Source organism: bacterium (assembly GCA_024228115.1).
GTDB lineage: Bacteria > Myxococcota_A > UBA9160 > UBA9160 > UBA6930.
The window spans coordinates 1-10,827 of record JAAETT010000594.1; the positions used below are offsets into that span (position 1 = coordinate 1).

Annotated in this window: 8 protein-coding genes; 5 read left to right on the forward strand and 3 right to left on the reverse strand. The window is 60.2% G+C overall.

The window, feature by feature from the left end; genetic code table 11:
* The first annotated feature begins 294 nt into the window (after nucleotides 1-294).
* The gene (locus tag GY937_25025) at nucleotides 295-2,076 is read left to right on the forward strand and encodes a hypothetical protein (protein MCP5059979.1); all 1,782 of its coding nucleotides are present in this window, start codon (nucleotides 295-297) and stop codon (nucleotides 2,074-2,076) included.
* Between the two features lie 126 nt (nucleotides 2,077-2,202).
* On the forward strand, nucleotides 2,203-3,276 hold the full coding sequence (locus GY937_25030) for a transposase (protein ID MCP5059980.1): 1,074 nt from the start codon (nucleotides 2,203-2,205) through the stop codon (nucleotides 3,274-3,276).
* A 223-nt stretch (nucleotides 3,277-3,499) separates the two neighbouring features.
* Here the strand turns inward: GY937_25030 and GY937_25035 are convergent, their stop codons facing one another.
* Nucleotides 3,500-4,192, reverse strand: coding sequence for a hypothetical protein (locus GY937_25035; GenBank protein MCP5059981.1), 693 nt, complete (start codon nucleotides 4,190-4,192; stop codon nucleotides 3,500-3,502).
* A gap of 377 nt (nucleotides 4,193-4,569) precedes the next feature.
* Here GY937_25035 and GY937_25040 point away from each other — a divergent pair, with 377 nt between their 5' ends.
* Nucleotides 4,570-5,151: a cytochrome c oxidase subunit II gene (locus GY937_25040; protein ID MCP5059982.1), complete on the forward strand. Its 582-nt coding sequence runs from the start codon at nucleotides 4,570-4,572 to the stop codon at nucleotides 5,149-5,151.
* A gap of 56 nt (nucleotides 5,152-5,207) precedes the next feature.
* Complete coding sequence (locus tag GY937_25045; GenBank protein MCP5059983.1) at nucleotides 5,208-6,797, forward strand: cbb3-type cytochrome c oxidase subunit I; 1,590 nt, start codon at nucleotides 5,208-5,210, stop codon at nucleotides 6,795-6,797.
* Nucleotides 6,798-6,883: 86 nt separating this feature from the next.
* Here GY937_25045 and GY937_25050 read toward each other — a convergent pair whose 3' ends face one another.
* Nucleotides 6,884-7,126 carry a hypothetical protein gene (locus GY937_25050; protein ID MCP5059984.1) on the reverse strand — a complete coding sequence of 81 codons (243 nt, stop codon included), beginning with the start codon at nucleotides 7,124-7,126 and terminating at the stop codon, nucleotides 6,884-6,886.
* A 251-nt stretch (nucleotides 7,127-7,377) separates the two neighbouring features.
* Between GY937_25050 and GY937_25055 the strand changes: the two genes are divergently transcribed.
* Nucleotides 7,378-10,323, forward strand: coding sequence for a tetratricopeptide repeat protein (locus tag GY937_25055; GenBank protein MCP5059985.1), 2,946 nt, complete (start codon nucleotides 7,378-7,380; stop codon nucleotides 10,321-10,323).
* Between the two features lie 230 nt (nucleotides 10,324-10,553).
* On the opposite strand, the gene GY937_25060 is transcribed toward GY937_25055, so the two are convergent.
* A partial coding sequence (locus tag GY937_25060; protein MCP5059986.1) for a hypothetical protein occupies nucleotides 10,554-10,827 on the reverse strand: 274 nt, incomplete at its 5' end.

The following is a 10,827-nucleotide window of genomic DNA, read 5'->3' on the forward strand; positions in this document are numbered from 1 at the left end:
CGGCTTCCAGGGCAACCCCGGCTCACACCCGATCCGGAGCCTTCGCGGTCCCGGGCGCCCCAGACCCTACTCACCGCAACAATTCAACCGAGAATCCCACGCTACGCGGCCGATCTCGCTTCTACCGCGCAGACTCCTAGATGATCAGATTTCTACGGTTTCTCGTGATCGCCAACAGCTCTCCTCCTTGTCGTTGCGTTCTCGAGCTCTGGCCCAGGCTGCACCCCGAAGTTTAAGCCGACCGGCGGAACGAACCTGGCCGGTGTCGGGTCGTCGAGTACGCAGCTTCCTTTCTTGAACGTGATGAAGCAGTCCTCTTCTTGGGCTGCCTGCAACTTCGCAGGGAATCCGTTCTTCTGCGCGGACACCACGCCGTTCCTCGCCGTGCCCGTAGACAGCCATGACAATCCCACGGCGATACCCCTGGCGATGGGTATTCCAGCCAACGAGCAGGCGATCAAGTCCGCGATATGGCTCAATGATCCCGCTCACAAGGACCACACGCCGATCGTTGCCATGGACTGGGTGTTCATGTTCGACGGCGAGCTGCTAGCGGACATGTTCGAGTTCACATGCCAGGGAGGCTGCGGGACCGACCCGGCCGTCGTGGCGAACTGGAGCCCCACTTCGGGCGGCGGACACAAGATCACGCTGTCGATCAACCAGCTCACCGCAGAGGGCAACTTCTTCGTCTACCTGCACAAGATCGGCACAGCGCCACCGACCAACTTCCGCCTGGTGCCCGCAGACATGGCCGTCGCCTACGAGAACCTCGCCGCCGGTGCACTTCCGGCGAACGACTCGGAGTTGTTCAATCCCGACTTCCTCTCCTCGCTCGACGCCTACTTCCAGCTGGGCCCGACCCACCCCGATAACCCGATTCGTTTCATGGATTGGCTCCAGACGAACTTCTCACCGATCACCTCCTGGTCGCAGCGCGGTGAGGTAGAGGATTACAGCTGGGCCACTGCCGGAGGCGTACCGTACGAGGTCATCGCGAGACTGGGCAACCACTTCTTCAAGCCGATATGGATCAACTACCCCCACCAGGCTGACGTGCAATATGCGACGGAGCTCGCAAACCTGCTGAAAACTGATCTCGACCCAGGGATCGCCGTGTTCCAGGAGTATTCGAACGAGGTCTGGAACGGGTTCTTTCCTCAGCATGCGTACGTGAGAGACATCGACCCCTCGGAGACCGTCTATGAGAACTACGCGAGGTTAGCCGTAGAGCGCTTCGATGCGTTCGCCGCGGCAGATCCAGCTAGAACGACGGTTCGCGTACTGGCAGGTCAATCGGCGAACATCGGCGTCGCTCAGCAGATCCTGTCGGCGAACGTTCCCGACGACAACGGAGTGCCGGCTTCCACGAAGGCGGATGCCGTTGCGATCGCACCCTACTTCGAAGCGCGCACCACGTTCTCGGACGAAGACCTGAACTTCCTCGTCGACAGCTTGGATCCAAATGCGCCTGCGACGGTCGATCTCTTCCTTCAGGTGGTGGAGGCGGCCGTTTCGGAACCGAACATGGCGGCCGTTGCGGCACTCTTCCCGATGTCGGTCTTTCCCCAACCGGACCCGGGCAATCCGACGGTCGGCATCCGTACAGATCCGGACGCCACGACGATGCCAGAGCAGGTTACGGCGCATAAGGCAGCGCTCGCAGCTTCAGCCAACACGGACCTCCTCCTGACCGCCTACGAGGGTGGACAGCACTACATCGTGCCGCTCAACGCGCCGGGAACGCAGGCGCAGAAGGACAAGCTCGAGGCGCTGTACGACAACGTCGTCAATGACCCTCGCATGTACTGCGTCTACTGGCACTACTTCGACAACATCACCGTGCCGAACATCCGCATGTACGCGCACTACACCGACGTCGGGCCCGACAAGACTGAAGATGAAGGACGATTCGGCGCTCTGGAATCGGTGGGGGACTGGGCGAACGAGGGACAGGACGCCTCGCCCGTCTACAGGGTGCTGGGCGACTACACGCGGGGCGCCGCATCGAGCTATCTCACCACGGTCGTTCTTCCGACCGACACGGGAACGAACATCTGCGCCGACGTTCCGTAGGCGCTACCGCGTCCTGTGCGGAAACTCGGCCGATGAGGAAGGTGAGGGAATTCGGTCAGTTGGAAGGGCAGGGGCCGGGTGCCCTCGGTCCATTTCCAGCATGCTGATTGGTCTATCTTCGCCCCCATGAACACTCTGCAGCTCCAGTTTCTGATGTTGACCTTTGCCGGATGGGTGAATCGCAGTCAGCAGGACGTCATCGAGTACTTGCTCGAAGAGAACCGGGCGCTCAGAGAGCAGCTGGGAGGAAAGCGGCCGCTGTTCACAGATCGTCAGCGCCGGCGTCTCGCAGCGAAGGCCAAGGCGATCGGCCGAAGAGGGCTCTTCGAGATCAGCACCTTGGTGACGCCGGACACCTTGCTTCGGTGGTATAGGAGGTTGATCTCGAGGAAGTACGATGGCAGCAAGAGCCGCGCTGTCGGCCGCCCCAGGACAGCTGCCGAGATCGAGGAGCTGATCCTGCAGATGGCTCGTCAGAATTCGACGTGGGGTTACACGCGAATCCGAGGAGCACTCTACAACTTGGGGCACGATATTGGCCGGAATACGATCAAGCGAATTCTCCTTGGAAATGGGTTGGATCCCGCTCCGCTTCGAGGAAGAACGATGTCTTGGGAGACGTTCCTGAAGGCTCACTGGGGAGCGATTGCGGCAACCGATTTCTTCAGCGTCGAGGTGCTGACACGGGTTGGCTTGGTTCGCTACTTCGTGCTCTTCGTGATCGACCTCAAGACTCGTAGGGTCGAGATTGCCGGAATCGTCCGGCAGCCCGATGGAGAATGGATGAAACAGATGGCGCGCAATCTCACCGATTGTGATTCGGGGTTCTTGAATGGGGCTCGCTATCTCATCCACGACCGCGATCCGCTCTTCACAAATCGGTTCCGGGATATCCTCAAGCCATCCGGTGTGAAGGCAGTGAAGCTCCCGGCGCGGAGCCCCAATCTGAACGCCTACGCGGAGCGGTTTGTGCAGTCCGTCAAATCAGAGTGTCTGGCCAAGATTATCCCACTGGGCGAGTGCCACCTTCGCAAGGCCGTTGAGGAATACACGGAGCACTACCACTTGGAGCGAAATCACCAGGGGCTCGATAATGAGCTGATCGAGAAAACGAGCGTCGAGCCCGATTTTGACGGCGTCGTTGAGTACCGGGAAAGGCTTGGTGGAATCCTCAAACACTACTACCGGAGGGCCGCATAGGTGGTGGGCCGCATTTCGGCACAGGCACGGGAGTCGGCCGATCCGACAATGAGAACGCACAGCCGATCCCGAGCTATGCGCAGCACCGAAAATGAGGGGGCGAAGATAGGGAATTCAGGCTGCGTTTTCGCTCAATGACCGGGTAGTAGGTGTTCCGTCGACTACTCGCCGACCGGGGATCGCCCCGTCGGGGGCAGGCACGCGAGCCTTGCACCGGGCTGCTCTAAGACAGAGAGGGGATGTCTTCATCGGCCTCACCGAAGCGATAAGCCCAGACCAAGACAATGACCATGATCAGGACGATGAGGAGCAGGCTGTTGTAGATGGCGGCCTTGATCCCCAAGTATTCGATGCCTTCCGCATAGAGCAGAAGCGATGCGCGGTAGGGCGCAGCGGAGGGACTCGCGCGAAGTACAGCTGTCCGAAGTGAATACGAATGAAACGGACTTGCCTCGAAGGAGAAGTTCTCTAGTCCGCCATCTGCGTGCTCGAGGTGAGGTCTGTTGTAGATCTTCCAGCCTCGAGTTCCACCGGCTGCTTCGAGCAGCGACCTTCCATTCTCATCCGTGAGGAGAAGTTCAAGATCGACATCGAGATCTTGATGAATTCTCTCTGCACCGCTTCCTCGATAGAAGCTCTTTGTATCCTCGAAATTTTCGGGAATGGAAAATTCGATCGCGAGATGATACCGACCGGGAAAGAGTCCGCGAAGTTCAACCACCCTTCTCTGGCTCTGCCGGCTGAGATCGAGGGGAGTCGAATGAGGTACCGCGGTCGTCAGCTTCCAGAAGAACGCCCCGTTCAGGGTGACGAGTACCAGCAGAGAGCCTACTGCGGCGCAACAAACAAAACGCCGTCTTGCGATCTGTCCGTGATCGCCTTCGGCCTCTGCACCCTTGCCTCTCGCTGCATTCATCTTCACTGCTTCCTGTGGACCGGACTCATGCGACGCTCCTAGGTAGCAGCTGCTCGAAAAAGCATCAAAACAGCCGTCGCCCGGACTGGCAGCCGCAAGCTCTCGTCAGCTGCAAGCTTGCCTACTTGCTAGGCGGCCCGTGCCCAGCGACCGGTCACTCTGCAGACAGCTGGATGAGTAGCTCGCATCACACCTGTGCCGGAGCGAGCCCAGTTCTGTACGAGCAGTAACACCCAGATGCGCCAACTACTGCCCAGCTTCCATTGGCACACCAATTGCTCTCTCACGAAGGCAATTGGTAGATCTTTAGATCGCTTTATCGGCTGTTCACCCCCTAGTGATTCGCGGCGTCAGGCAGCGGATCGTGGAGATCGCTCATGACGGATTCGGCAAGTGTCTTTGCTTTGATGAAGGTCGTCTACCTTGCCTACACACTGATCGCGATTTCATTCATTGGGTATTTCGCCGCGCGTGTCACCACCGCCGGTGCGACCAACCCCAACTCCAAGAAGGCGTTCTACGTCTGGGTCGCCACGCTCGTTTTCCTTGGCGTGGGGATCCATGTCTTCACCTTCAACAAGATTCCGTGGGTGAAGTGGGATCTGGCACGTGACAAGCAGCCGATCGACCAGGAATTCGAGATTCAGATGGCAGAACACGAGTTCCTCTTCCCCTCCAAGAGGATCGAAATCGAGACGGGGAACATGGTGCGCTTCAACGTGACCTCGTCGGACCTCACTTACGGCTTTGGCGTGTTTCGCGAAGACGGTTCCATGATGTTCCAGATGCAGGTGGTCCCTGGGCACGACAACGATCTCGTGTGGCTCTTTGACAAACCTGGGAAGTATACGATTCGCTCTACCGAGTATTCTGGGCCGAAGGGAGAGGGCATGATCGCAGAGGATGTCGTGATTGTCTCAGGTTCTGCATCCGATTCTCTGGCCTCCGCCCTCTTCTAGTCCCCTTGCTCCGGCTCTTTCCCTGCAGCTTTCGAATCCCTTGAGGAGCTAGCGCCATGTTAGATGCTTCAGAACTCACGCCCCTGCAACGTGTCTCGCTTCGTTTCGCTGTGATCTCCCTCCTCTTCTATGGGCTTTGCATCATGGAAGGGATGATGATGCGCGGGCAGCAGATCAGCTTCGAGCTGATGGATGCGGATCACTATTTCGCGCTGATGGGAGCCCATCCAATGGTGGGAATCTTCGGCGGTAGCTTCATGCTGGTCTTCGGTGCTTTCTACTTTCTGGTACCGACGCTGATGAAGAAGAGCCTGTACAGCCAGAAGCTGGCAGAAATCAATTGGATGACCATGGCTGTCGGCGTTGTGACAGTCTGGATGGCAGGGTTCGCGTTTCGCTACGGCGCACTCTATACGAACTACTGGCCATTGCCCGTGACAGAATTCAAGCCAATCGCGCTCTTGGTCTTCTCGCTGGGCAATATTCTGATCATGACCGGTGTTGTCATCTTCTGTTACAACATCTTTGCGACGGTTTTCAGTCGGAGTGAAGGCGAGGAGCCGATGGGTCCGCTGTTGATGTCGGCTGTGGGCATCGATGGCTTCGTGAACGTCTACAGACGCTGGCGGGGCAAGAAGGTGGCCGAGCCGTTGATGCCCTTGCCGATCGTGGCGATCTTCCGCGGAACCATCGATACCCTACTGGATGCCGTGGTACTCGGCGGAATCTCCATCGTGTTTCTGATTCACGCCCTTTATCTCTTCGCAGGGGAGCCCTTGCCAACGGCCTGGTTCGACGCGCTCATCTACAAGAACATCTACTGGTGGGGGCTGGATCTGATCGCGGACGGTCTGGTGCTGATCTACGTAGCGGGCACCTGGTATCTGCTAGCGGGTCTGATTTCTGGCCGGAAGCTGTTCATGGAGAATGTGGCACGCGCCGCACTACTCGTAGAATTGGTGGTGTCCTGGAATGTATGGGGCCATCACCTGCTCGCTGATCAACCGCAGTGGAACTGGATGAAGATCCTCTCGGGAGAGATGGTCACGGCCTTCGAGCTGGTTACTTCAGGCATTGCCATCTTCGTCACTCTCAAGACCCTGCACGACGCACGACCGCTGAAGATGACACCGCAGCTGAAATTCCTACTGGGCGGCATCCTCGGCTTTTCTCTGGGCGTGCCGGCGGGGATCATCCAGGCAGACCTCGGCATGAATCGCATTCTGCACAATACGCAGTGGGTGATCGGAGCTCACGCCCATATGCAACTACTGATCGGTCTCGGCATGACGCTGTATGCAGCGCTCTACGCCCTCTTCCCCATGCTCACAAACGACACTCCGCTGAAGAGCAAGTTCCTGACGAGCTTCCACTTCTGGGCGCATCTGATCGGCGGAATCGGAATGTCGGTCTGCATGGGGCTCGCAGGAATGGACGGTATGCTGCGCCGAACGATGTACGAAGCGGATCATCCCTTCAGGCTAGAGATGGTCGGCGCTGCCTTCTTCGGCAGCCTGATGGTCGCGGCCTACCTGGCCATGATGTACAACATCATCAACTCGATCGGAATCCGTGGCCTGATTGGGATCTTCGTCAACCTGCCGGCCGGTTCAGATGAGGGGGCCGAGGTCACGACAACCGCATAGCTCGTCTCTCGCATTCGATACGCTTGTGCCCGTCGGGATCACTCTCGACGGGCACAGTTGTTTGCAGGAGCGGTGAAGGCCGAGGTCTACCAGCGCTTTCGTTCGTCGAGGTTCAGGGGTGTGTGCTGCGCCAGTTCTTCTTCGGAAGGCGGATAGAAGATCTCGATCAGGATTGCTCCGAGAAGCCCGATCCCCGCCAGGCACATGAGGAGGAAGAGGGTCAGTTGCAGGGGAACCAGGACGAGCCAGCAGAGCCCTGCGGCGAGTATCAGCGCGGTCCTCAGCCGGAACGGAAGAATGTGGGAGTGTCTCACACTCGCCTCACTCATGTGTCCTGCCTCCTGTCTTCCCTCCAGACAGAGTCTGCCCAATAGACAGAGTCTGCCCAATTTGTCACAGGGACGCTCTTGGGCCGGCGACCTCGTTATCAAACCACAATTCGGGGGAAATCCCAACCATGGCCGCGGCTCACGACAATCTGGAGAGCAGTGGCGCAGCGAAATGGAGAGTAGACAGCCCGAGAGAGGCGCCTCGGCCCATCGCTCCTGGCAGGTACCGGGGCTAGACTGGCCACCCGCCCATGTCGATCGCAAAGGTCCAGAGCACGAGAACGCTTGCGCTACTTGCCATCCTGCTGCTGCTTCCGCGCTGTGGCCCCGGAACGCCAGCCGAGCTGTCGCCGGCCTTCGCCAAGACGACGAACCTCGGCATCGCTCATCTCGAAAACAGGAATTCGGCGAAGGCAGCCGAAGCGTTTGAGAAGGCCACCGAGCTGGCCCCGAAATCCGCTTTGGCGCAGCGAAATCTGGCGCGCGCCTATCTCTTGGATCGCCCCTCGGAGAAACTCCACCAGACGCTGGCGCGCGCACGCGAGCTCGAACCGGAAGCAGCCACCACCCACTACCTCACTGGGCTGGCTTTCTCACACGACTCGCGCTTCGAAGAAGCCATCGGACATTTCGAGGAGGCGGCCCGTCTCGATCCGCATACGACCGCCCTGCGCTTCCAGCTCGCGAGCGCCTACCAAGCCGCCGGTCGCCATGAGGGTGCCGTAGAGCAGCTGCGCGAGACAGTACGCCTCGATCCTCTACACACGGCAGCACACTATCGCCTGGTGGGCTACGTCCGTCGGGAAGGTGATCGTGAAGAACTCGAGCGGCGACAGCGAGAGCTTCTAAGGCTGCGCAATCTGGTTGGTGAGCAGGACCGTTCCCCCGACGCCCTTGAGCGCTGTATCCACACGCAAGCCGAGCCTGCGCTTCGCGCCGCGCCACAGGCTGCAGCTTCCAGCATCGCGGTTCGCTTCCAGAACGCAAGCCACGAGCTGGCGATTGCTGGCGCGGCTGCGAGCGCCGCTGTCCTGGAGGTCGACGAAAGTGGACGATATACGCTGCTGCTCGTTGAACCCAAGGGCCAACTGAGCTTGCTGCGACTGGGAGAGGACGGGAGATTTGTGAGAACTCCGGTGAATATCGAGGTTCCGCGCTCAATCATGGAGAGTGGGCCCGTTGTCACCATCGTTGGCGACTTCCACAACACTGTGCCCGAGGGTGTCCGCTACGACCCTTCTCTCCACGCGCGCAACGACGTCTTGATCCTGAGCCCCGGAGGTGCATTGCTGCTGGAGCAGGAACTTTCTGGCGGGTTTGATGATGTCACGACGCGAGCGGGGCTGTCGGATCTCACTGGCAATACCGCGCGCTGGGTGGACTATGAACACGACGGCGATGTCGATCTCGCGGTGGCGCGCCAGAGCGGCACAGAGCTCTGGCAGAACAGCGGCGATGGTCGTTTCAAGAACGTCACCACCGCCGCAGGCATTCGTGACGATGGAGCCGTGGTCGATCTCAGCGCCGCAGACCTCGACGGCGATGAGGCCATCGATCTCGTTCTCGCTCGCGGTGATCGACCCACACAGCTATTTGAGAACCAGCGTGTCGGCCAGTTCGCTGCCCGACCTGATCCTCCCGGCCCGTGGCCTCCCGCTCGCCATCTTCTGCTCGAGTACCTCGATGGCGATGAGTGGCCCGACGCGGTGCTCGTCGACGACACGAAGGTGCTGACTCTCCCGGGCGGTGGTGGGAAGCGTCAACACCTCGAACTGGGTGACCTGGAGCCGAGGGCCGCCACGCTGATCGACTATGACAATGATGGCCGGCTCGACCTCTGCGTTGCGGGCACACGGCTGGGCGGCGGGGCACTACGCCTGTGGCGCAATCTCGGGGACGGCAACTGGTGGGACGCCACCAGTGCCACAGAGTTGGCGTCCGCGGAGCTTTCGGCGGTGCACGATACCTTGGCGGCGGACTTCGACAACGATGGCGACAGCGATCTACTGCTGGTAACCGAAACTGGTCTGGAGCTGGTACGCAACGAGGGAGGCCAGCGAAACGGGCAGCTCAAGGTCAGACTCCAGGGCACCAAGACCAACCCCACAGGAATTGGCACTCGCGTGCAGGTCCGAGCGGGCAACTTCAGCACGGCGCGCTTGCTACACGCCCTTCCCATTGAGCTGGGTCTCGGTGACCATCGACAGCTCGACTCCGTGCAGACCGTGTGGACGAACGGAGTTGTGGACAACCAGATTGAGGCCTCTGCCTCCGATGGCGCGCTCACCATCGTCGAGCAGAACGTCGCTGCTGGTTCCTGCCCCTTTCTATACGCGTGGGATGGTCGGTCTTTCCGCTTTGTCACCGACTTGCTTGGAAACTCGCCCGTCGGGCTCTCGCTGCGGCGGGGCGAGGTGCTGGCCGCTGACCCGGATGAGTTCGTGCTGGTAGGAGACAGCAGCGAGCTGGTACCTCGCGGCAGCGCTTATGTGTTGGAGCTAACCGAGGAGCTTCGCGAAGTGCTCTACCTGGATCACGCTCGACTTGTGGCCGTAGACCACGACTTCGGTACCGAGGTCCATCCCACCGACCGCCTGATGCCACCACCATTTCCGCCCTCGGAGCTCTGGGCGCTACGCGAACGACGTTCACTTCGGAGCGCGCTAGGCGACGATGGCATCGATCGTACGGCTTCCGTGCTCGAGATCGATGGTGTCTTCGCACCGCCCGGCACCGGCTTGCCGCCGCCGCTTCGCGGCAAGACACAGGAACTCATTCTGAGCCTCGATTTCGGCCCACTCAAAGAGCTACAGCGGCCTGTGATGGCTCTGACTGGCTGGCTTCAGTATGGCGATGCAAGCACGAATATCGCGATGTCCCAGAACCCCAGCCTGGTCGTTGTCCCGCCAACTCTCGAGATGGAACTACAGAACGGGCAGTGGTTGCCAGTAGACGTTGTGGTTGGAATGCCAGCCGGCAAGACGAAGACCATCGTAATCGATCTCACGAACAAACTTGAAGAGGGAGTAGAGCGTCTGCGGCTGCGCACGACCTTCGAGATCCGCTGGGATCGAATCGCGCTGTTCGAGCGATTGCCCAACTCCGCCCTCGAAGTCCGCGAGCTTCTACCCACACAGGCCGAGCTGCGCCGGGAAGATAGGGAATTCAGGCTGCGTTTTCGCTCAATGACCGGGTAGTAGGTGTTCCGTCGACTACTCGCCGACCGGGGATCGCCCCGTCGGGGGATGATTTCAACGGGTTGGGTGGCTGGTGTGCGCAGGAGATCCGCGGATGGTGGTGGTCGGGTGAGAGATCGCCATGGTGCGGGCGCAGGGGTGGCGTTGCGGGATCGGCATCGAGGCGGATCCTGTCCTCTGCCGGGATCCAGCTCTGGTGCCAGGGCGAGAGGCTGGTCCGAGTTCGTGGGTCAGCTGCCGGGAGGCGCTTGATCCAAGTCCCAGTGTGACTCCTCGTCCCAGGAGTCAGGATCGGAGTCGACCGATGGGCCCGGTGCGGCTCCGAGCGGGGGCCCGCGCGCAGGCAGGCCAAGGCACTCGAGGATCTTGCGGGCCACGTCGGGGTCTTCGATGGCAGCGAGAAGGCGCATCGGCTCGCCGCAACGGGGGCAGCAAAGCGCATCGACCTCGAAGACACGCTGTAGGAGATCGGCCCAGGCAGTTCGCCGCGGAACGGGGCGCACA

What these genes read in the sequence shown, in the direction of transcription:
- GY937_25030 (MCP5059980.1), top strand. Translation starts at nt 2,203, where the DNA reads ATGAACACTCTGCAGCTCCAGTTTCTGATGTTGACCTTTGCCGGATGG.
- GY937_25035 (MCP5059981.1), bottom strand. Translation starts at nt 4,192, where the DNA reads ATGAATGCAGCGAGAGGCAAGGGTGCAGAGGCCGAAGGCGATCACGGA.
- GY937_25040 (MCP5059982.1), top strand. Translation starts at nt 4,570, where the DNA reads ATGACGGATTCGGCAAGTGTCTTTGCTTTGATGAAGGTCGTCTACCTT.
- GY937_25045 (MCP5059983.1), top strand. Translation starts at nt 5,208, where the DNA reads ATGTTAGATGCTTCAGAACTCACGCCCCTGCAACGTGTCTCGCTTCGT.
- GY937_25050 (MCP5059984.1), bottom strand. Translation starts at nt 7,126, where the DNA reads ATGAGTGAGGCGAGTGTGAGACACTCCCACATTCTTCCGTTCCGGCTG.
- GY937_25055 (MCP5059985.1), top strand. Translation starts at nt 7,378, where the DNA reads ATGTCGATCGCAAAGGTCCAGAGCACGAGAACGCTTGCGCTACTTGCC.